This is a genomic window from Yersinia entomophaga (assembly GCF_001656035.1).
GTDB lineage: Bacteria > Pseudomonadota > Gammaproteobacteria > Enterobacterales > Enterobacteriaceae > Yersinia > Yersinia entomophaga.
Genome location: NZ_CP010029.1, coordinates 3,640,302 through 3,662,521, shown reverse-complemented (window position 1 = coordinate 3,662,521; position 22,220 = coordinate 3,640,302). Strand labels below are relative to the sequence as shown.

Sequence of the window (22,220 nt, the reverse complement as noted above, 5' to 3'; positions counted from 1 at the left end):
CAAAGAGGCGGTCAATACCGCCTTGATAATCTAAATTCAGGTCATTTGCAGCGTTTAACTCGCTGACAAACTGAAATGCCTACAAAAGCTGAGTCGTGAAGCCCAGTTTTTGCAGTAATTCTGCGCTGGCCTCATCGTCGCACTGTACGCACAACGATGACCATTCACGACGTTCTTGATAATGCTTACGCAGCCGATCAAATTCGCCTTTAATACCGGCAACCTGTCGCAACGGCGCATCATCGCGGCGCACATCATACACCAAGTGCATTAATCGCTTTAATTTGCCTTCATCCAACCCGCCATTTAACCGAATATGGCTAAATTCCGGCTGAGGTAACAATGAGGACAATTCCACCGATTGCGGCTGACCAATATGCCGGCTGAAAGCTTCAAATACCTGCGTGGTGCCGCGCGCCTTGCCTTCCAGCGTATAACCGGCGATATGTGGCGTGCCAATATCCACCCGCGCCAATAGTGGCAGCGATAGCTCTGGCTCAGGTTCCCACACGTCCAATACCACGCTGAGTTTTTTACCTTTTTCCAACGCCTTCAGCAGCGCCGCGTTATCGACGACAGCACCACGACAGGCATTGATCAGAATACGGTTATCCGGCAGTGCGGCCAGCAGCTCGGCCTCCGCCATGTGCAGGCTTTGATAAGGGCCACTTTTGTTTAACGGCGTATGGAAAGTCAGCACATCCGCTTCCCGCACCAGTTTTTCCAACGGCCAGAATTCTTCTGAATCCCCCCGATCCGCACGCGGGGGATCGCACAATAACGTCCGAACGCCTAAGGCTTGCAAGCGCGCATTAAGCCGCGCCCCCACATTACCTACACCAATAATTCCGACGGTTTTATCACGCAGATGGAATCCATCGCGCTCCGCCATCATCATCAGGGCAGAAAAAACGTATTCCACCACCGCGAGAGCATTACAGCCGGGAGCCGCCGAAAAACCGATCCCCTGCTGACGTAGCCAGACCTCATCCACATGATCCGTGCCCGCGGTAGCGGTGCCAACAAAACCGATGCCAGTGCCTTCTAACAATTCCGCGTTGACTTTAGTGACAGAGCGCACCATCAGCGCGTCCGCGTGGGTCAAAGCCTCAAGGGGAATTGGTCGCCCCGGCACCGCCTGCACTTCACCTAAACGCTGGAACAGGTCCTTGGCGTAAGGCATATTTTCATCAACCAGAATTTTCACTTTGCTCTCCGACAGCGCGCTGCCATACCGATGAAAAAGATGGGCGCTATTTTGCCACTGAATGAACTCGAACCCAACGTTATAACTGAGGCTTTCTTCGGAAAATCTATTGTCCGCGCCGATAACGCTCCGGCGTGGTGCCTGAAATTTGCTGGAACATAACAATAAAGGCCGACGCCGAGCTGTATCCCACTTCCAACGCCACGCTATTTACGGTTTTTCCTTGTTCTAATAGAGAAATAGCATGTAAAAACCTCAGTCTTTGCCGCCACTCGCTAAAAGGCATGCCTAATTCCCTCTGGCAGCGGCGAGATAACGTGCGCTCGGTGCTGTAAACCCGTTTAGCCCATTGAGATAACGACGTATTGTCTGACGGACAGCGCTCCAACGCGGATAGAATGGGTGCCAGCAGTTTATCCTGCGAGGTGGGCAAATAAGTGCGTTGTATCGGTGATATTTTCAGTTGGTCGATCAACACCTGCACCAAACGGTGATCCTGCGGCGTCTGCGGCGCAGACATCCCGCGCGTAAAGCAATCTTCCAGAATGACATTAATGATCGGGCTAAAGTTAATCAGACAGGGAGAATCCGGCAGCTCTTTGCATAAATCCAACGCAATATCTATGGCCCGATATTGGGTTGGCCGCCGATTATAGCTAGAGTGCTCCATTCCGCTAGGTATCCATAGGCTGAACTCTGGCGGAGCAAGGAAGCGCTGCCCACCGACGCTCATGGCAACGACGCCAGATTTGACGCAAATTAACTGCCCATATTGATGAGAATGCGGCAAAAACTCCGTATCAGCATTGAGTTCCTCACAACGGAGCAACAGGGTTTTAGGTGGCGCAGCCAGCGCCTTGGGTAGCAAGGAAGAAGCCATCATTGAGACACCATGGTTAATCAGATTGTTGTGGCTAAGGCGTTCGCTACCGAGCAAATGTCTTAATTGCGCTGAATCTTGTCCGATTATCAGTATATATAATAAATCAGACAGGAGTAGACTAGCGTACAAGTTAGTTTAAATGAGAATAGTTATCATGAATGTGCTTTTCCCTCTGTTCGCGGTGATCATTTGGTCGGTCAATGCCGTGGTCAGTAAAATCTCTGCCACGGCTATCGACCCAGCGGCAATCTCTTTCTATCGCTGGTTACTGGCGTTTATCACCCTTACCCCTTTTTTACTCATGGGCGTGATTCGCAACTGGCCGGCGATTAAGGTTTACTGGTGGAAACTGTTCATTCTGGGCCTACTGGGAATGGTGTTGTATCAAAGCCTGGCTTATTATGCGGCACACAGCGTTAGCGCCCTGTTTATGGGGATTCTCAGCTCGCTTATTCCGTTGTTAACCGTATTAATCAGTATTGTCGTACTGCGGGTTGCTCCCACAGTAGGCATCGCTTTAGGCAGTATTTTATCGCTGGGTGGACTGGTGTGGCTGGTGAGCGCTGGCGATCCGGCGCAGTTGCTACAGCACGGTATTGGTCAAGGTGAGGCGATGATGCTGGCGGCCTCTACCTCTTACGCTCTGTACGGCGTACTCACCAAACGCTGGAATATTCAGCTACCTAACTGGCAATCTCTGTACATGCAGATTGTGTTTGGTGTGCTGTTGTTAATCCCTAATTTCCTGCTGGCAAGCGATGTGCAGCTTACCGCGCAAAATATTCCGTTGGTGCTATTTGCTGGTATCCCTGCGTCAATTATCGCGCCTTACCTGTGGATTCACGGCGTGATGCGTTTAGGTGCCAATACCGCATCGATTTTTATGAATCTGACTCCGGTATTCACCGCCATTATTGCCGTAAGCTTCCTGCACGAACAATTACACAGCTATCACCTGATTGGCGGGGGAATTACACTGGCCGGTGTCATTCTGGCGCAACGTCTGCGGATTCCACTACGTAAAACCCCAGCGCCAATTATTGAAATCAAGGTTGAATCAACCACCAATCAGCAAACGAATAAAAGCTAGCTGATTGAAAAACCGGTGCATGCCTTCCAGCCTGGAGCGATTTTTGTTCTGGCTGGGACGGCATATTTTCATTCGCAATACCAATAAATGAAAACTGTTCCGCATTAGCGAAATGTCAGCAAATGAAATTCTCTGCAATACTATTATTTTCACTCTCAACCCTGAACATAGACATCTAATATACTAGTTAATTATCTAATAAAATAATCACTTCTTGAAAGCGTTGTTAATAATGTTTAGCAATAATATCATCTCCACTAATAAATATGAGATGATTACTATGCCAAAAGTGACAAACTTAACGAATAGTACACAACTGGTATTAAAGCCTCTCTCCGATGAAGTGCGTAGTGGATTTGGTTCAAAGCTCCAAAAAATCAATCAAACATCTACACCTTCCTTGTTAAGTAAAACCCAAAAGAATCAAAACAAGAACAAAGACAGTATATTTATAAAATCAATCAATGTATTTAATACATCAAAGAAAAACAAGCTTGGGAATATGAGTAAGTCAATTCATAACTACCATGCATTGGCCAAAAAACACAGAATTGAACAACCATCAACTTCATCAATAGATGACGCGTTGCCAACAAGAATAAAAATAAACGAAAAACTTGATGATGCAACCATCAGTGCTATAGGAAACGACATTAGAAACTGGTTGCAAGAGTATATTGACACCCCTAAAAATCAAGAATTACATATCGGTTATCTGTTAAGCGAAATTAATAATGAAAATAAAGATATTCATAAATATATAGAGCTACCTGAGATTTCAGGGAAAAACATAGTCAGAGTAAGGCATTTACCGACAGAACCGGAAAAAATAGCCGAACTAATTCAACAAATATTAAAAGGTCACGGTAGTGGAACTCTCTCTAATAAATTAGATGATATCTTAAACCAAAATGGCGCACTGAACAGAATATTCAAAATTACCAGAATAGCTAAAGCGTTTAATAGACTTCTGGGTGGAAATATTAAAATAGAAGTACGTAAGCATCCGTTACCAATATCAACCATTGAAGAACCGCAGTTAATTATTAAAGAATTTGTGCCAACTCAAGCTGACATTGAAAAATTGAAAAGTGATATTGAGAATAGTTATAAATTATACTTAACATGTTCTCAAATCAGTAAAATTTTTAAAACCTTATTAAACATAAGGCTTAATGGCAATTACCAATCAGATATAAAAAACACCAACACAATCAACCATACATTAGCCCTTTCTAAAGCAGATATGCTTGAAGGTGATTACCAAACACTAGAAAAAAACAAAAAAAACCATTGACGAGTATACTAACGCTCACTTCAGCAAATTCGATGCTGATTCAGTAGCATTGCTAGAATTAAAAAACCAGCCACCACTATTACTGAGCAGTAAAACAGGATTGCAACCAATCATCAGAGATGCAGTAAACAACTTAAAAATACATAATTCCCCTAAAAGTTTTTGGTGGAAAGTCGCAAGTTTTATTTTCCCTAACAAACACGCTGCTCAGAATGAGAAATATCAAAACATAAGAGATTCATTGATTTATGTATATGAATCAATAAATAAGCTTAAAGATATACAGAAATTTGAAAATGTGGAAAATACGACCTGGCTTCAGGATCTGGTGTGTACCCTATTGCTTCAGGCTACGCCTGAAAGATATTCCATTGGTTTCTTCAAACTCCCCTCACCAGAATATACCGCATGGAATACAAAATTGGCTGAATGGGGGGCTGTTAATTAATGGCGGTTACCAAAGTCTATTCAGGCTACGCCAGTATTGGATAAAAAACTGCACCTTACTCAGTGGATATCCAACTGAATAAGATGCAGTCCAATGTACTATCGGATTTTTACTATCTTAATTTAATCAGAAACTGGCCCACCACAACCGCAGTTTCATACCCCACAAACTGGTCCAGCCGCTGGTGCTGCTGACCATTTCTCCGCGATATAAAATTGCGATGGTCGGAGTAACCCCTATCTGCCATTGGGCAGAGAGTTGCCCCGAAGGATCGTTTACCACCGGCAAACGCTGACCTTTCTTTGCCAGCCACTTTTCTACCTGCTGGTTATCTCCGGAGCGCAGCGCTACGGTCATCACATTTTCCCCTTGAGCAGCCAGGGTGTTCACGCTAGGCGTAGTAAATTTACATACGCCACACCAGCTGGCCCAGAAATATACCAACAGCGGTTTTTCCTCACTCAGCGCTTTCAGAGACACCGGCTGCCCATCCAGAGTGACCAGTGATTCCTCCGCCCAGCTCGGCGGCGCCTGCGGGCTGCGCAGCCAATCCATAGCAACGGTCAACGCCAGCACCACCGCCAGCAGGATTAGCAGCTCACGGCTCCAACGTTTCAGTCGGCTCATTTTTCCGCCTGCGCCAGTTGCGCTTTAACAATTTCTTCTAGTTGATCATAGGATATTGCCCCTGGCACCATTTGGTCGCCGATTAACGTGGCGGGAGTCCCTTGAATACCCAGTTGATCGGCCAGACGCAGGTTAGTCCGCAATACGTTCAGGCTCTGCTCCGTGGGTTCCACCGCAACTACGCCGGTTTTTTTCTCGGCAGCAGCGATGCTCGCTGCATCATGGAAACCTTTTTTCGCCATCAAACGCTGATGAAACGGTAAAAATTGCTCCGGATGCTGTTGCCACAGCGTCAGAGCCACCTGGGCGCTGCGTACTGAACTTTCGCCTTTAAATGGCAACGGCTTGATCACTAAAGCCACCTGAGGATAGGTTTTAACGATCTTTTCCAACAGTGGATCGAAGGTTTTGCAATACGGACAGTTGTAATCGGTAAAGGAAACTAGCGTTAACTTCGGATTTTCCGCTCCCAAACGCGGGCTAGCTGGGTCCTGATACAGATCTTTTTCATTGGCTTTAATCAAGGCGCTCAGTTGCTTACCTTGCTCATCGTTAGCCTTTTGCTGCCACGCATTAACCGATTTTTCCAGAATTTCCGGATTAGAAATCAGAGTTTCTCCGATCAATTCTTTAATACGCAGCTCTTGCTCTGGAGTAAAAGGTGCCGCGAATACCGGCGCAGTTATCAGGGAAAGTACCAACAGAGTGACGATTTTCATGATTTATTTCCTTTAGCGGTGGCTAAAACGTCTAGCAGAGATTCACGGCTTAGCAGAGGGGACAGCACCACGCCCTGCGGGCTATTTGGGCCGTAGATTTGATTGAAAGGCACGGCAACGCTGCCGCGTTTACGTAAGAACGCCGTCATCTCTGGCGAAGGGCGCGTCCAGTCACCGCGTAGAGCGACTACGTCATCCTCCATCAGAGCCTTTTGCACGTCATCGCGCATCAATACGTTGATTTTATTGACTTTGCAGGTCACACACCAGTCAGCGGTCACGTCGACGAAAACCCGCTTGTTTTCCTTCAGCGCCTGCTGAATCGCAGTTTCACTGAGCGGTTGCCATGGCACACGATCGTGCAGCGGTTTACGCCACAGATCCGCGGTTAACGCGCCGACCAGCAACGCCACGCCAATCACTAACAGGCTGATTAGACTGACAATAGCGGCAATACGCACACCATAATGACGCCCAATAGCCAGCAACAAAGCCAACAGGAAAATACCGGCAATAATCCCGGTCCACAGGATGCCGATATGGCTGCTCAACAGGCTGATTAACCACAAACAGGACGCCAGCATTAACAGTCCCAATATCCCCCGCAGATGGTTCATCCAGCGGCCAGGGCGCGGCAGGCACAACGCCAACTTCGGCCAGGCGGCGATCAACAACCAAGGCAGACTCATTCCAACCCCGAGCGCAGTAAAAATGCCCCAAAGTGCCGGAAGCGGAGCGGCGAGCGCAAAAGCCACGGCCGTGCCGAGGAAAGGCGCGGAGCAAGGCGTCGCCAGCAGTGTCGCCAATGCGCCTTGCCAGAAATGCCCACCCAAGCCGTTGCCACCCTGAGTCGCAATGCGGGTCGTCGCCGAGGAAGAAAGTCGCACTTCAAACAGACCAAACAGATTAGCGCTGAATAACGCCGTCACCAGCACCATAAAGCCGATAAACCACGGGCTTTGGAACTGAATCCCCCAGCCGAGGGCGTGGTTGCCAAGACGTAGCGCGGTCATCAGCAACGCCAATAGCCAGAACGAGAAAAGAATTCCCATCGACGAGGAAATAAACTGCAATCGCACGCTACCGCGGCTTTGGTTTTCAACCTGCAAAACCGAGCCTAACTTCATCGCCAGTACCGGGAGTACGCAAGGCATCAGGTTCAGAATCAACCCGCCGGCCAACGCCATCAAAATCCACTGCCAATAGGCGGTGGCGGTATTAGGCAGCGAAACGCTATTCCCCAGTTTAACGGTGGCTTCCTGCGCCACGCCGCCGTCGCTGATCACCAGCGTTAGATTTTTCCCACGCAGATCCGGCGCGCTGTCACCCCAGCCATCGCTAGCCGGAACCCGAACCACCAGTTGCTCACCAGAAATGGCAATCACCGGTTTGCCCAAATCAGCATCATCGAGAGTGTCAAAGAACAGTTCTGGCTGCTGCCAACCCGCACGGCGCTGAGCTAAAATCTGCACTTCACCGTTACCATAACCGGCGGAAATCTCATCGACCAGACCGCTGGTTATCGGCACCTGCCCTAAGGCTTGCGCGAAATCGTAGTCAAAACGCGGATTGGAGCCGGTTTTACTCAGATCCAAACGGAAAGGATAATCCGTCAAAATACAGACGTTGCTACAGGTTGATAGGGTCAGCGTTCCCGATAGCACTGAATCCGACGTACCCGAAATCACTATCGGCAAGGAGACATGCTGTTGATAGCCTTGCGTAGAGATTCCTGATACATCAAAGCGTTGCGGCGTTGGCCAGTGCCATGTCACTTGGGCTGGCGCATGATCCCAACGTATCGACGGTGCAATACCGCCTTCGCCCGGCGAACGCCAATAGGTTTTCCAACCCTTTTCCAACGCGACCGACAGCAATAGGCGCGTATCGCCTTCGGCGGTAGGTTCAGCGCGCAGCCGTACCTTGGCATGGTCATTGAGCGGACTGATGAGCCAACCGCTATCCGCAGCCCACAGACTGGGCAGCCATAGCAGCGAAAGACAGAACAAGGCTGTCTTGAAAATATTGCGCATTACTTTTCTCCAAAAATAGATTAATCACACCAAATCAACTGGCGGAGTCGCTATTCCCGGAAAATGCAAAATCGGAGGTGCACCCTTAATCGACTGGGTGAAATGGCGCGCCGCGGCGGAAACCGCATCACGCACGGAGAGATTGGAACCAATAACAGTAACAATAATCCCAAAGCAAAATACGTCAGCTCAAACAGCACCGTTGGCGCGGCCAAGAGAGATTTAGCACTTAGCTCACAAGGTGCCTGTGACGTTTGCTCGTCGTCAACCGTCTGGCTCAGGGAAGTCAGGCCGAAATTTTGTTCTAACGCGTGCATGCTAGCCATGCGCTGAGTCATACATACTAGTACGACCAGACAAGCCAGACAGAGGAACCATTTTGCAATGCGTTGTTGATGAACCATTTAAGCCCTATTTTTCGTTGTGTACTCATCTTAGCGACATAATTAAGATTATCAATGCCCACAACATAAACATTCATCTAATAAAACCCAAGCCGGACTGTATTGATTGGACAAATTTACAGGTATTATAGCCCCAGCCTGCGCCAATCGCCGGGTAACCATGATTTTATTCCTAGCGAAGGACGGGTGAAATGCAACCTTTAAACGGCTCCGGCGCCCCTATAGCCAGCGATCGCACCACAACCGCTGTGCCGAACAAAACCAGCCCGTTGAACAGCGGTGACGATCAGGCGTTAACTCCGGCTCAGCGTACTACGCTGGAAAAGCTGATCGTACGAATTATGGCGCTCACGCCGGTAAAGTCGGCGGAAATATGGGCTACCCTACGCCACGATTTATCATTAACTAATACCGCAGAGCTGCTGGCACGACATTTTCAGCCGGCGGAACAGTTGCTGCAAACCCGTTTGGGTCAGGCGCAGGAAAATCACGCTAATCACCAGTTACGCCAACAGTTGACCGAACTACTACCTCAAGGGAATAACCGTCAGGCAGTCAGCGACTTTATTCGGCAGAACTTTGGCCATACGGTGCTCAGCCAGCTAAGCCATCAGCAATTACAGCAAGTCTTCGTACTACTGCAATCCGGTACGCTGACCATCCCGCAGCCGCAGCTTGCCGCCGTAACCGATCGCCCGCTATTACCCGCCGAGCACCAAAGCCTGCAATCGCTGGTCACCAAACTCAGCGCTGCAACCGGTGAACAGCCAGCTAAAATCTGGCAAGGGCTATTTGAGATGATTGGTATTAAGCATACCGATCCGCTTCCCGCTCGTCATTTTCAGCTTATGAGCCAGTTCTTACAGACCAAAGTCGCCCTCAGTCAGCAGGCCGCGCCAACGCTAGTAAGCCTGCAAGCCGCATTGAAACAGCCGGTAGATAGCACTGAGCAGAAACTGTTAACCGATTATGCTCAGCATCGTTTTCAGGCCAGCCCAACCACGCCGTTGACTCAGGCTCAGCTTAACGATGTCATTAACGTGCTATTTTCCAACCGCTTGGATCGCGCAATAACGATACAGCGCAGCGACGAACAAGGCCCGATTCAGCCGATTTACAATCCGTTTATCGCCGCACTGCCTGCTCCGTTGCAACCACTGCTGAAAAAGCCCTCGTTGGCCTTTATCGCTTTGATTATCGCCTTCGTCGTATTATTTATACTGTTTATCTGATGATTGGTTGGCTCAGGATTACCCCTGAGTCAGCTACAGCAACACCCAGCCCACCAGCGCTCCCCATAGTAATAACGGCAGTGAAAATGCGTGAAACTTCAGCCAGATACTAGGCTCTTTGGCCATTCTTAAGGCAATAAGATTTGCCATGGAACCAATTGCTAATCCGAAGCCGCCAATATTGACCGCATAAGCCAGCAAAGCACTGGAAGGCACGTAATTTAATAACAGGATCGTCGCGGGCACATTGCTTATGATCTGCGAAGAACCGATTCCAAGCAGATAAATACCCGATGGTGGCAATGTACTGATACCACCAAACAGGCTTTGCAGCGCCGGTAATTCCGTCAATAGTCGAATATCGATAAACATGGCCATAAACACAAAAATCAGGCTCCAGTCGATATAAAACAATACCCGTCTGGCCAGCAGTAATAGCCCGATTGATACCGCCATTAACCCATAAAGACCCCAGCCTAAATCGACGCTAACCACAAACAAAATATACAGCACCAGACAACTCAGTAATAAACCCGATTGATACGGATATTCTGGAGTATCACGACGCTTACTGATTTGACGAGCGGGGAAAAACAGCCAAGTCAGCCCAAATAACGTCATTAACATTGCCGCAGCTAAAGGCAGCATTTGCTGCGTAAAGGTTAAAAATGACAGCTCAGATTGACTCCACAGCAGGATATTTTGTGGATTTCCAATCGGCGTCAGCAACGAACCAGCATTGACCGCAATGGCTGAAAAAATAATTAACCGACTAACCGGCAGCGATGACATTTTTTTTAAGGTCAGAATCAGCGGCACCACGATAAACAGAGCGACATCATTGGTGAGAAATGAGGAAAGCAAAGCCGCTGATAATACCAAAAACAGCGCCATATGCCGTTCAGTGTGGAGTTTATTAATTATCTTACGGCCAATAAAATCAAAATAACCGCTCACCTCTACGCCCTTGGTCAACAGCATAAGTCCCAGCAAGGTAATGATGGTGGTCCAATCGATATAATCAGGGAAAGCGTGAATTTTCTCTGGCATCCAGAGACTCAGTCCAATCCCCACCAGCAGTAAAATATGCAGCAGACGATCGCGTAAAAAAGGTTTAAATAAAGTATTCAGGCCGGTACGCAGAGAAATTGATCCAGTCATAGAAAGCGTTGACCATTGAGAGGAGATTAGCCTCAGCTTAACCGAGAGAGCCGGAGCAGTAAAATACGGCAGGAGTTACTCTCCTGCCGCGAATAGTCGTTTAGATATGAGTATTTTCCTTCATTGCCTGTCGGAAATCGTCCATAGAGCAAAAACCTTGGGCATCAATTGGGCAGCCTTCAATTTCCAACGTGACGCGCTCAGGCGGCGCTTGCAAACTCAGCGGCGTTTTATTGCGAATCTGTTCGGTTGAAAGATAGATATATTCAATCTTCATCAGATCTTTATTATTTTTTGTGTCTTTCCAGCGTTCAAATACTACTTTTCCGCTGATCGGCGTTTTCTCATACTGATTAGGTAATTGATAGTCTTTGGTTTTTATGGCGGCTAGCAAAGAGGCAATATTAGAATCATGCCCTACTAGCACCGCTAATTTAGCTTGCTGCGCCAGTTGCTCATTTGGCGTTTTCTCTCCCACCGGATCTAAAGCAGCATGAATAAAATTAACCAGTTTCTCGGCGGCGTTATCCGCTATTGCCGGTGAACCAAATAAGGTTTCATGATATCGATTTTTTATTTCCTGCAATTGCTTCCACTCTTCCGGCGAAGCAATTCGCCCCCAAGCCACGTCTTTTAGCGGGAAACCCTCATAGTATTGCAGCATAAAGGCGTCAGACGCGCCGGTACCCAACTTCAACGGCCCGGTCATTCCCGGTTCCTTGTTTTGCACCAGTGAAATTACGTTGGGTTGCTCGCTCCAATCACATTTTTTATCCTGCAAACAGGACGGCGAGTTTTTAAAATCCAATATCCGCGACAGTATTTGATAATTTGGCTGCAAACGCTGATTGAGTCCTGCTATACCACCGGGGCCAGCGTGCTGATTAATTGATGCTAATGCCTGAGCTTTAAATTCGGGCGTCACATCCAAGGTAATTATGGGATTAAATACCGGATCCATTTTGCCAATGTCTTTTTGGTGATGCACCGGTACATTACAGCCGGGAAAAGCCCCAAATAGGAAATGCTGAGCCGTATCTATAGTACGTGGCAAACTATTGGCGTAGGTAAATACCTTGCCGTCTCCTGGGCAACCCTGCGCTGTCAGTAATTTATTTTGCACCAGCCACTCGCGGAAGTAACCGCCGAAAATAGCCTCAACTTCCGCGCCTTTTGGCGTTAACAATCCTCCGGGCGTTTCCCATTTCGGCCATTGAAATGGCGTCGCGCTAGACAAAATATCACCATAGTTAACCAACGGCGCACGAATACCGTGGCGGCTCATTACCAATACCTGCTCCAACTGATAACCGTTTTGTTCAGACCGAACATTATTGCCCCGATCCTGCGCTAAGGCCACTTCTGCAGCAGGTAATAACAGGGCAAGCAAAGTTAACGATGCGGCGGTTTTCACTTTTATCATCCCAGGCTCCGAGGTTTAATTTATATAGTTTTGATAATGCTATTTATTTATATATAAATATTACAACGACCATCATAGTTCGGCACTTGCGGCAAAGGTGGAGCCTAATCACAGTTTTACGAATTGCTCCGCGCTATCTGTCCACCTGGTTTTATTACGCCCGACTTTATCAAAAGATAAATTCGATCTGGCTGGCAACGGCTTCACTTTTACTACTGGCAGGAAAATAGATGAAAACTCTTGGTCTGATCGGGGGAATGAGTTGGGAATCCACTATTCCTTATTACCGGATGATTAATCAATATGTTAAGCAACATCTAGGTGGTCTTCATTCGGCAAAAATCGTGCTTTATAGCGTAGATTTTCATGAAGTTGAGCAAATGCAATCATCTGGCGATTGGCAGGCAGCGGCTCGCCTGCTGGCTAATGCTGCAGTGGCTTTAAAAAAAGCCGGTGCCGAAACTATCGTGGTATGTACCAATACCATGCACAAAGTGGCAGATGAGATTGAGGCGGCCAGCGGCTTGCCGTTATTGCACATTGCCGACGCTACTGCGGCGCAGATTAAGCAACAGGGGTTGAAAAAAATTGGGTTACTGGGTACCCGCTATACGATGGAACAGGATTTTTACCGTGGGCGCTTAACCGAAAGGCATAATATCGAGGTCGTGGTGCCTGACGATGCGGATCGGGAAATCGTCAATCGGATTATTTATCAGGAACTTTGTTTAGGTGAAATCAACGAAACATCCAGAGCAGAATACCGCCGGATTATTACCAAACTGGAACAACAAGGCGCCAAGGGTATTATTTTGGGCTGTACTGAGATCACTCTGCTGGTAAACGCTGAAGATGCCTCAGTACCGGTATTTGATACCACCGCCATTCATGCTCAAACCGCCGCTAAATATGCGTTAAGCTAATAACTGGCCGCGAAGATCCCTAAAAGCAAAAGATAATAGCGATGGGGCAACTGATTGCCCCAGCTTAGTTTTACTTTATTGGTCTATCATCACGAAAATCAGTTATAAAGAGAAGAAAATCAATCCTGCGATACCACCAAATAATACCCATTTAATCAGATAGTAAACTCGTCGATTCCAGGCTTTTAATCGTTTACCCACTTTACGTATCGCGTAAATATATTTAAATAACCGATTCACCCCACCAGTACGATCTTCATCACTGTTTGGCGCGGTTGCCGCACTCATTAAATTCCGACCAAACCAATGATTAACCCGCTGCGCCCAGCGATAACGCATCGGCCGCTCTATATCACAAAATAAAATCAGCCGGTTCTTGCCGCTTTTATTCTCGGCAAAATGCAGATAGGTTTCGTCGAACAATACCCCTTCCCCATCCCGCCAGCTATAGGGTTCGCCGTCCACTTCAATAAAACAGCGGTCGTCGTTGGGCGTAATCAAACCAAGGTGATAGCGCAAAGAACCAGCATAGGGATCGCGGTGGCGAGGCAAACGGCTGCCATCAGGTAATTCCGCAAACATGGCTGCTTTCACCGAAGGTAATCCACGCAGTAGTTCCGTCGTAAACGGACACAGACTCATCGCCGAAGGATGATTATCCTCATACCATTTTAAATAAAAACGTTTCCAGCCGGTTTTAAAGAACGAGTTAAAACCGGCATCATTATATTTATCCGAAGCCTTAATCTGCTGTATCGCCATCAAGGATTCACCTTCTTCGCGAATCTTTTGCCAGTTGGCCTGTAACTGCTGTAATTCGGGAAAGGTTTCGGGTTTTAAATATGGCGTGTTCGGTACTTTAGAAAAAAGGTACATAAACACATTGAGCGGTGCCACAAAGGTGGAGTGATCAGAAAGCTGTCGCCAAAAAGGATAGCGAGCTCGTCCGCGGTAATGAATGTAAAGCACGCAAAGTATAAATATCAATAAAAACAGATATTTCATTGTAATGCACCCGTTCGTTTGAGCTCTATAAAACCTAAGCTTCTCGCTTTAAGACGAAAAACCGCGAATCGCGTTGTGATAACGAAATAAAATGAATCCCTTCAAGCGCCGCAATTTTAACCAGAGCCTGACCCAAGAAATACTGATTAGATCTTAATTCCCTTGTTGAGCATCGAGTTTCATTAGCGGCAAATCAGCGGGGGTTTTCACCGGATACATCCTTGCAGTTAAGCCTACGGCAGGAATGTGAATACGGCGCTTATCGCTAAAAAAGCCCGATAGCAACGTACAAGGTCTTGATGGCACGTTGTAACATCAGCGGCGGCTTATTCCATTATCCGTAATGCAAATAATTAGAATGAAAAGACATTCCCGATCTAAAGCCTCAATAACTATAGATATGGATTAAGAAAATAACCAAAGAGATAAAGAGATAAAGAGATAAAAAAAATCCCGAACTGCAATCAGTTCGGGATTCAATTTTAATCATTGTAAAAATGATGGCGTAATAAGTCTCGGGACGGCTTATTTCTGGTATTTACGCATCACCAGAGTGGCGTTAGTACCACCAAAACCGAAGCTGTTGGACATAACCGTCGTCAGTTCACGTTTGGTTGGCTCAGTGATGATGTTCATCCCTTCGGCTTTCTCGTCCAGATTTTCGATGTTGATGCTCGGCGCAATAAAACCGTGCTCAACCATCAGCAAGCTAAAGATAGCCTCATGAACGCCTGCAGCCCCCAGAGAGTGACCGGTCATCGCTTTGGTAGAAGAGATTGCCGGTGTATTGTCACCGAAGACTTCACGAATTGCGCCCAGTTCTTTCACATCGCCAACTGGCGTAGAAGTACCGTGCACGTTCATATAATCAATAGGAGTATCAACGCCCTGCATCGCCATTTGCATACAACGCACCGCGCCTTCGCCTGATGGAGCAACCATGTCTGCGCCATCTGAAGTTGCGCCGTAACCGACGATTTCAGCATAGATATGTGCGCCACGGGCTAATGCATGCTCGAGTTCTTCAACTACGACCATACCGCCGCCGCCTGCGATAACGAAACCGTCACGGTCTTTATCGTAGGTACGAGACGCTTTTTCTGGCGTTTCGTTGTACTTGGTGGACAGGGCGCCCATCGCATCAAACTCACAGGCCATTTCCCAGCACAGCTCTTCGCCGCCGCCAGCAAAAACTACGTCCTGCTTGCCGAGCTGAATCAGTTCAACCGCATGACCGATACAGTGAGCAGAGGTGGCACAGGCGGAGCTGATAGAGTAGTTAACGCCCTTGATTTTGAACGGCGTAGCCAGACATGCGGAAACGCCGGATGCCATAGCTTTGGTCACCATGTACGGGCCAACGCCTTTCAGGCCGCGCGGAGTACGCATGGCATCGGAACCAGCAACCTGGTTACGTGGCGAACCACCGCCAGAACCGACTACCAAGCCGCTGCGGAAGTTAGAAACCTGCTCTTCGGTCAGACCAGAGTCTGAAATTGCTTCCTGCATAGCCAAATAAGCGTAGATCGAGGCGTCGCTCATAAAACGCAGCACCTTGCGATCGATCAGATCTTTCGGCTCAGACTGGAGTTTTACATCGCCCCAAACATGGCTGCGCATACCTGCGTCTTTAAATTCCTGAGCGAAAGTAATACCAGAACGACCTTCCTGCAGAGATGCCAGGACCTCCTGCTGATTGTTACCAATGCTGGAGACGATACCCAGGCCAGTAATCACTGCACGCTTCATTTAATACCTCTTCCACTTTTAGCTTTCGGGATTTTGCAATGCACTTTAGCGTACAGTTGTACGCCGAACAAGTCCGATCAGCGTAATATCACCAGATTATCTTCCGATTTGCACCCAAGGTAACACCTCGTTAAAATCCCTCTACCCCTTGAGATACGAGTCTTCTTACGTGAATAACACCCCCATCCAAACCGCCACACTCAGCTGGAACGATCAGGGTACACCTGTTTCGGAACAGTTTGATGACGTCTACTTTTCAAATCAGGATGGGCTGGAAGAAACCCGTTTTGTTTTTCTCAAGGGAAACGGTTTTCCACAGCGTTTTATCGAGCATTCGTCCACTCGCTGCGTGGTCGCGGAAACCGGTTTTGGCACTGGCCTAAACTTTTTAACACTGTGGCAAAGTTTCGCGCAGTTTCGTCAGCAACAACCTGATGCATCGCTTCAGCACCTGCACTATATAAGCTTCGAAAAATATCCGTTAAACCTGAAAGATCTCGCCGTCGCCCACAGCCGCTGGCCTGAGTTGGCTGCTTTTTCCGAACAGCTACGCGCCCAGTGGCCAATGCCCCTGGCGGGTTGTCACCGTATTTTGTTGGATCAGGGTCGTATTACGCTGGATTTATGGTTCGGGGACGTGAATACGCTGCTGCCTCAGTTAGACGCCAGCATGGATAATCAGGTTGATGCCTGGTTCCTGGACGGCTTCGCGCCTTCCAAAAACCCGGATATGTGGAACGAATTGCTGTTCAGCGCCATGGCGCGACTCGCTCGCCCAAGGGGGACTTTCGCGACCTTTACCGCCGCAGGCTTCGTGCGTAGAGGCTTGCTGCAGGCCGGTTTTGAGGTTGCTAAAGTCAAAGGTTTTGGGCAAAAAAGGGAAATGCTGACCGGGGTTTTGCCGGAAAATCACATGAATCCACATCCTGCGCCTTGGTATGCCCGCCCGGTCGCCAGCGACATTCAGGATATCGCCATTATCGGCGGCGGCATTGTCAGCGCCCTAACCGCGCTTTCTTTGCTGCGACGCGGAGCCAACGTCAGCCTGTACTGCGCCGATGAAAAACCGGCGCAAGGAGCTTCCGGCAATCGTCAGGGGGCGATTTATCCGTTACTGAACGGAAAAGGCGATGCGTTAGAGGATTTTTACACCAGCGCCTTTACCTTTGCCCGCCGCCAGTACGATGCATTGATCGAACAAGGCATGGCCTTCGACCATCAGTGGTGCGGCGTAAGCCAGCTGGCTTACGATGAAAAAAGCCGTAGCAAAATCGATAAGATTTTAGGCACGCAATGGCCGAAAGAATTTGCTGAATCCATGAGCCATGCCCAGCTAACTGAGCGAGCGGGTGTGAACAGTGGGCATGACGGCATTCATTATCCAAACGGCGGCTGGCTTTGCCCTTCAGAACTGACCACGGCGCTGATGGCTCTGGCACAACAACAAGGCATGAACTGCCACTATCAGCATGAAGTCACCGAGCTGACGCGGGTAGAAAATCGCTGGCAGCTGACTTTTGCCAATCAGCCAGATACCCGTCATCACACGGTGATTCTGGCGGCCGGCCATCGCTTACCCCAGTGGGAACAAACTCGTTTCTTACCGCTGACGGCGGTACGTGGTCAGGTTTCCCATATTCCCACCACGCCAACCCTCAGCAAATTGAAAAACGTACTCTGCTACGACGGTTATATGACACCGGTTAATCCGAATAATCAGCAGCATTGTATCGGAGCCAGTTATCAGCGCGGTGAAACCTCCACCCTTTTCAGTGCCTCTGAGCAACAAGAAAATCGCGATCGTCTGATGCGTTGTTTACCGCAGGTGGATTGGGTACAGCAGGTGAATGTTTCAGATAATCAGGCGCGCTGTGGCGTGCGCTGCGCCATTCGCGACCATTTACCGATGGTGGGTGCAGTGCCGGACTATCAGGCCACGCTGACTCAATACCAGAGGTTACAACAGCAGATCAAAAACGGCGATCCGATCGAAGCCGCGCCGGTATATCCGGATTTGTTTATGGCTGGAGCTTTAGGGTCGCGCGGATTATGCAGTGCGCCGCTGATAGCAGAGATTCTGGCTGGTCAAATGTTCGGCGAGCCGTTGCCGCTGAATAATTCAACGCTGTCCGCATTAAACCCGAATCGTTTTTGGATTAGAAAACTGCTGAAAGGCAGACCGGTACAAAATCCACCGCGCCCTGAATGAAAGGCAGCTGCCATGATGCCTTAAAGCGTCACGGCAGCGATAAAACTAGTGAGAAATCTGCGCGTTTGCTAATAGGCGATCCCACAGACCCAACACCAAAACCTGATCCGGCGGCGATAATTCGCCAGCTTTGATGGCTTTATCCAGACTGTGCTGAACGCGAGCGTGTAACTGCTCGGCAGAATGCTCGCCGTGCTCTTCCGATTCTGCCACTGCTAATGTTAGGTGACCGCGCAGGTAGCCGCCCGCAAACAGGTCATCATCGCTGGCGTGCTCTACCATGTCATCAATCTGCGCCAAAATGCGCGATTCAAATTCTGCGATCATTACTCTTCCTCAATAAACTTTCTGGTCAGTCTGGCAATCAGTCGAAATCTTCCGGATAAGGGAAGTGTTCCGCCGCCAGCGGGGGCGTATTGTAAAACGATTGCAACGCCCGAATAAAGCCCGCAGGTCGTGGGGATATTCCCTGTTCCAAATTCCGCAGCACCTGTTCACGAACTTTACGTTGAAAAGCAAGGCGATCGGGCTCGCAGTCACCTTCCAGATTGTCGCAACTCACGTTGAAAGGGAAACCCGCAGCGACGCAAAACATCCATTCTAGCGCCTGCGGTTTGATTTCTACCGCCTCAAACTGGCTTTGGGTGAGCGCATCGCGCCCGTCCGGGCAGTACCAGTAACCAAAATCTACCCGCTTGCGCCGTTCTTCGCCGGCAATGCACCAATGAGAAATTTCATGCATACCGCTGGCATAGTAACCGTGGGCGAACACAATGCGATTGTAATCCACCTGATCATCAGCCGGCAGATAAATAGGCTCGTCATCGCCTTTCACCAGCCGCGTGTTGAATTCTTCGCTGAAACAGCGATTGAAAATATCGATAAGTTCTTGATAGTGATGAGTATGGTTTTGAGTCGATAAACTTTCTGACATGATTACGCTGTGTATACCCGGTAAGCCGCAAATTACGCCTCCGCCAAGTTGGCATCAGAGGCAATACAGTGAGCAATAATGCCCTTATGGAAAAAGAGGGATTATCCCATTAAGCCGCGTAACAAGCGAGCATTAGCCGATGCCCTGCAATGCCAGCCACGCCTGAATTTCTGAGCCGTGATTATCATAGAGTAGCTTGCAACTCATCACCAAAGACACAACAACGATCATCGGCCGGATAAGTTTCTGACCACGAGTTAGCACCATATGTGCGCCCAAACGCGCGCCCAGCACCTGCCCAACCAGCATCACCAAGCCGATGCCCCATAACACTTTTCCACCGAGAATAAAGAAGGTTAGACCACCTAAATTCGAGGTGAAGTTCAGTACCTTGGCGTGAGCAGTAGACTTAGCCAGATTAAAACCGCATAAAGTGACAAACGCCAACGCATAGAAGGAGCCGGCGCCGGGGCCAAAGAAACCATCGTAAAAACCTATGCCACCACCGGCGATTAATGCGAAAGGCAGCGCTGACAGTCGACGTTGTCGATCCAACTCTCCCAATCTCGGCGTCAGCAGGAAATACACCCCGATGCCGATGACCAGCAGAGGGAGAATCTGTCGCAAGATATCGGCCTGCATATGCTGAACCAGAATCGCCCCTAGCATTGAACCGGCCAAAGTCAGGGCAATAGTCAGCCTTTGCTCTTTGAGATTAACCGCTCCACGGCGAATAAAATACAGGCTGGCCGAGAAAGAACCGCCCACAGACTGGAGTTTATTCGTGGCCAACGCTTGGGTCGGAGGCACGCCTACCGCCAATAGCGCCGGAATGGTTAATAGCCCGCCGCCGCCGGCGATGGAATCAATAAATCCCGCCAGCAGCGCCACTAAAAACAAGACCCCGAGAACCTCAGGGCCAAGAGTGAACCAATCCAATGACTATCTCCCTGCGAAGTGGTTATCCAGCAACGCCTGACAGGATGGCGGTAATGGTGGCGGCGTAGTTTTACCCGGTTTGGCGCTTGGCTGATGAGGCTGGAACCAGCTTTGCAGCTCGGCACCACAGCCATCACCCGCTGGCGGTGAATCCTGATCTTCGCATTCCAAACTGTCCGCCGGGCAACGCAAACGCACGTGCATATGCGCCCGATGGCCGAACCAAGGCCGGACTTTATGCAACCAATCACGATCACTTCCGGCACTGATACATAACTGCTGCTTAATCGCCGGATTGACGAAAATCCGCGTGACTTCGCTGTCTTTCGCTGCCAGTTTTATCATGCTGGCAACCTGTGGCTGCCATAAACGCGGTACTACCTGTTTGCCATCCGAGGACACCAAATCGATCGGCTGAGGTTTCAGCAACTGCTGCGAAGTCCAGCGCTGGGTTGGCAACTGTAGCCAGATATCCACATCCAGACCAGACTGGTGGCTGGCATGGCCACTGCTAAAGCGTCCACCGGCAGGCATAGCCATATCGCCGATCAACACCAAACCCAACTGTTGCCGTTTGGCCTGCTCGCTGAATCGCTGGATAAAATTCAGCAAATCCGGATGACCAAAATAACGGCGTTGATCGGGACGCATTACCTGATAATTTGCCGATTCCAGCGGCAAAGGCTGCGCGCCTATGACGCAACCATTAGCGAAACCGCCAATGGCCTGCGAGGTACCGCTAACCGGATGATCGATTTGTTGCCACGGCGTCAAAGCCATGACTGAAGAGGACGCGAACCAGGCCGCAGCCCCCAACATCCCTATTTTCTTCATTGAGTTACCAGCGCGGAACGTCAGAGTTAACATCGCCACACTGCGCGCGTTGACGCAGCAGGTGGTCCATTAAAACAATCGCCATCATGGCTTCGGCAATAGGAACCGCACGGATACCGACGCACGGATCGTGACGACCGCGAGTCACCATTTCCACGGCTTCTCCCTGACGGTTGATAGTCTGCCCCGGCACCATAATGCTGGAAGTCGGTTTCAGCGCCAGGTGGGCAACCACCGGCTGACCACTGCTGATACCGCCGAGAATCCCGCCTGCGTGGTTGCTCTGAAAACCTTCCGGAGTGATTTCGTCGCGGTTTTCGCTGCCACGCTTAGTGACTACGGCAAAACCGTCGCCTATTTCCACGCCTTTCACCGCGTTGATGCTCATCAGCGCGTGAGCCAGATCGGCATCCAGACGATCAAATACCGGCTCGCCTAAACCAACCGGCACATGTTCCGCCACGACCGTCACTTTCGCGCCGATAGAATCACCGGCCTTTTTCAATTCGCGCATTAGCGCATCCAAAGGCTCCAGCTTGCTGGCATCCGGACAGAAGAACGGGTTTTGTTCAACCAAATCCCAATCCAGCAGATCGCAGCTGATATCACCAATTTGTGCAAGATAACCGCGCACCGTCACGCCGAATTTCTGATGCAGATATTTCTTCGCTATGGCACCTGCGGCGACGCGCATTGCGGTTTCCCGCGCCGATGAACGACCGCCGCCACGATAATCACGCACGCCGTATTTTTGCTCATAGGTATAGTCGGCGTGGCCAGGGCGGAACACGTCTTTGATCGCACTGTAATCCTGCGAGCGTTGATCGGTATTTTCGATCATCAGGCCAATACTGGTCCCTGTAGTTACCCCTTCAAACACCCCGGACAGAATACGAACCTGATCCGGCTCCCGGCGCTGAGTAGTGTAACGAGAAGTCCCCGGACGACGCCGGTCGAGATCCAGCTGAATATCCGCCTCGGTGATTGGAATACCCGGCGGAACACCGTCGATTATGCATCCCAACGCGATGCCGTGAGATTCACCAAAAGTGGTGACGCGGAAAAACTGCCCAATACTATTCCCAGCCATCACGGCTCCTTAC

21 protein-coding genes are annotated in these 22,220 nt (G+C 49.3%); 6 read left to right on the top strand and 15 right to left on the bottom strand.

The window, feature by feature from the left end; translation table 11 throughout:
* Window positions 1-79: 79 nt before the first annotated feature.
* Window positions 80-1,207 carry a 4-phosphoerythronate dehydrogenase PdxB gene (gene pdxB / locus PL78_RS16520; protein ID WP_064517161.1) on the bottom strand — a complete coding sequence of 376 codons (1,128 nt, stop codon included), beginning with the start codon at window positions 1,205-1,207 and terminating at the stop codon, window positions 80-82.
* A 106-nt stretch (window positions 1,208-1,313) separates the two neighbouring features.
* The gene (locus PL78_RS16515) at window positions 1,314-2,087 is read right to left on the bottom strand and encodes an AraC family transcriptional regulator (RefSeq protein ID WP_128821785.1); all 774 of its coding nucleotides are present in this window, start codon (window positions 2,085-2,087) and stop codon (window positions 1,314-1,316) included.
* Between the two features lie 157 nt (window positions 2,088-2,244).
* On the opposite strand from PL78_RS16515, the gene PL78_RS16510 reads away from it, so the two are divergent.
* The 3 genes from PL78_RS16510 to PL78_RS16500 all read left to right on the top strand — a co-directional run bounded on the left by PL78_RS16510 (window position 2,245) and on the right by PL78_RS16500 (window position 4,925).
* Window positions 2,245-3,180: a DMT family transporter gene (locus tag PL78_RS16510; protein WP_064517157.1), complete on the top strand. Its 936-nt coding sequence runs from the start codon at window positions 2,245-2,247 to the stop codon at window positions 3,178-3,180.
* 280 nt (window positions 3,181-3,460) lie between these two features.
* Window positions 3,461-4,477, top strand: a complete 1,017-nt coding sequence (locus PL78_RS16505) for a hypothetical protein (RefSeq protein WP_145933976.1) — start codon at window positions 3,461-3,463, stop codon at window positions 4,475-4,477.
* Window positions 4,478-4,526: 49 nt separating this feature from the next.
* On the top strand, window positions 4,527-4,925 hold the full coding sequence (locus PL78_RS16500; RefSeq protein ID WP_145933974.1) for a hypothetical protein: 399 nt from the start codon (window positions 4,527-4,529) through the stop codon (window positions 4,923-4,925).
* Between the two features lie 126 nt (window positions 4,926-5,051).
* Here the strand turns inward: PL78_RS16500 and PL78_RS16495 are convergent, their stop codons facing one another.
* Genes PL78_RS16495 through PL78_RS20825 form a run of 4 tightly spaced genes read right to left on the bottom strand, consistent with a single transcriptional unit; the run spans window position 5,052 to window position 8,708 of the window.
* Window positions 5,052-5,552, bottom strand: coding sequence for a protein disulfide oxidoreductase (locus tag PL78_RS16495; protein WP_064517152.1), 501 nt, complete (start codon window positions 5,550-5,552; stop codon window positions 5,052-5,054).
* Entirely contained in the window at window positions 5,549-6,271 is a 723-nt protein-coding gene (locus PL78_RS16490) for a DsbA family protein (RefSeq protein WP_064517150.1), read from the bottom strand. The genes PL78_RS16495 and PL78_RS16490 overlap by 4 nt, the downstream gene beginning before the upstream one ends.
* The gene (locus tag PL78_RS16485) at window positions 6,268-8,304 is read right to left on the bottom strand and encodes a protein-disulfide reductase DsbD family protein (RefSeq protein ID WP_064517148.1); all 2,037 of its coding nucleotides are present in this window, start codon (window positions 8,302-8,304) and stop codon (window positions 6,268-6,270) included. Before PL78_RS16485 ends, PL78_RS16490 begins: the two co-directional genes overlap by 4 nt.
* A gap of 50 nt (window positions 8,305-8,354) precedes the next feature.
* The gene (locus PL78_RS20825; protein ID WP_071925607.1) at window positions 8,355-8,708 is read right to left on the bottom strand and encodes a copper resistance protein; all 354 of its coding nucleotides are present in this window, start codon (window positions 8,706-8,708) and stop codon (window positions 8,355-8,357) included.
* 191 nt (window positions 8,709-8,899) lie between these two features.
* On the opposite strand from PL78_RS20825, the gene flk reads away from it, so the two are divergent.
* Window positions 8,900-9,940, top strand: coding sequence for a flagella biosynthesis regulator Flk (gene flk / locus PL78_RS16480; RefSeq protein WP_064517146.1), 1,041 nt, complete (start codon window positions 8,900-8,902; stop codon window positions 9,938-9,940).
* A gap of 33 nt (window positions 9,941-9,973) precedes the next feature.
* Here the strand turns inward: flk and PL78_RS16475 are convergent, their stop codons facing one another.
* Complete coding sequence (locus PL78_RS16475) at window positions 9,974-11,101, bottom strand: SLC13 family permease (RefSeq protein ID WP_064517144.1); 1,128 nt, start codon at window positions 11,099-11,101, stop codon at window positions 9,974-9,976.
* 100 nt (window positions 11,102-11,201) lie between these two features.
* Window positions 11,202-12,524, bottom strand: a complete 1,323-nt coding sequence (agp, locus tag PL78_RS16470) for a bifunctional glucose-1-phosphatase/inositol phosphatase (RefSeq protein ID WP_064517142.1) — start codon at window positions 12,522-12,524, stop codon at window positions 11,202-11,204.
* Between the two features lie 230 nt (window positions 12,525-12,754).
* Here agp and PL78_RS16465 point away from each other — a divergent pair, with 230 nt between their 5' ends.
* Window positions 12,755-13,447 (top strand): aspartate/glutamate racemase family protein, encoded by a 693-nt coding sequence (locus tag PL78_RS16465; protein ID WP_064517140.1) that lies wholly within the window; start codon window positions 12,755-12,757, stop codon window positions 13,445-13,447.
* A 102-nt stretch (window positions 13,448-13,549) separates the two neighbouring features.
* On the opposite strand, the gene lpxO is transcribed toward PL78_RS16465, so the two are convergent.
* Both lpxO and fabB read right to left on the bottom strand, forming a co-directional pair.
* Window positions 13,550-14,452: a lipid A hydroxylase LpxO gene (gene lpxO / locus PL78_RS16460; protein WP_064517138.1), complete on the bottom strand. Its 903-nt coding sequence runs from the start codon at window positions 14,450-14,452 to the stop codon at window positions 13,550-13,552.
* Between the two features lie 525 nt (window positions 14,453-14,977).
* Window positions 14,978-16,201 (bottom strand): beta-ketoacyl-ACP synthase I, encoded by a 1,224-nt coding sequence (fabB, locus tag PL78_RS16455; protein WP_064517136.1) that lies wholly within the window; start codon window positions 16,199-16,201, stop codon window positions 14,978-14,980.
* Between the two features lie 169 nt (window positions 16,202-16,370).
* Here fabB and mnmC point away from each other — a divergent pair, with 169 nt between their 5' ends.
* A complete protein-coding gene (gene mnmC, locus PL78_RS16450; RefSeq protein WP_064517134.1) occupies window positions 16,371-18,410 on the top strand; it encodes a bifunctional tRNA (5-methylaminomethyl-2-thiouridine)(34)-methyltransferase MnmC2/FAD-dependent 5-carboxymethylaminomethyl-2-thiouridine(34) oxidoreductase MnmC1 in 2,040 nt (679 codons plus the stop codon).
* A 45-nt stretch (window positions 18,411-18,455) separates the two neighbouring features.
* Here the strand turns inward: mnmC and PL78_RS16445 are convergent, their stop codons facing one another.
* The 5 genes from PL78_RS16445 to aroC all read right to left on the bottom strand — a co-directional run bounded on the left by PL78_RS16445 (window position 18,456) and on the right by aroC (window position 22,207).
* The gene (locus tag PL78_RS16445; RefSeq protein WP_049596983.1) at window positions 18,456-18,737 is read right to left on the bottom strand and encodes a YfcL family protein; all 282 of its coding nucleotides are present in this window, start codon (window positions 18,735-18,737) and stop codon (window positions 18,456-18,458) included.
* 37 nt (window positions 18,738-18,774) lie between these two features.
* Window positions 18,775-19,344, bottom strand: coding sequence for an elongation factor P hydroxylase (locus tag PL78_RS16440; RefSeq protein ID WP_064517132.1), 570 nt, complete (start codon window positions 19,342-19,344; stop codon window positions 18,775-18,777).
* Window positions 19,345-19,476: 132 nt separating this feature from the next.
* Window positions 19,477-20,283, bottom strand: a complete 807-nt coding sequence (locus tag PL78_RS16435; RefSeq protein ID WP_064517129.1) for a sulfite exporter TauE/SafE family protein — start codon at window positions 20,281-20,283, stop codon at window positions 19,477-19,479.
* A gap of 3 nt (window positions 20,284-20,286) precedes the next feature.
* The gene (gene mepA, locus PL78_RS16430; RefSeq protein WP_120805873.1) at window positions 20,287-21,102 is read right to left on the bottom strand and encodes a penicillin-insensitive murein endopeptidase; all 816 of its coding nucleotides are present in this window, start codon (window positions 21,100-21,102) and stop codon (window positions 20,287-20,289) included.
* 19 nt (window positions 21,103-21,121) lie between these two features.
* Window positions 21,122-22,207, bottom strand: coding sequence for a chorismate synthase (aroC, locus tag PL78_RS16425; protein ID WP_049596979.1), 1,086 nt, complete (start codon window positions 22,205-22,207; stop codon window positions 21,122-21,124).
* Between the last annotated feature and the right edge of the window lie 13 nt (window positions 22,208-22,220).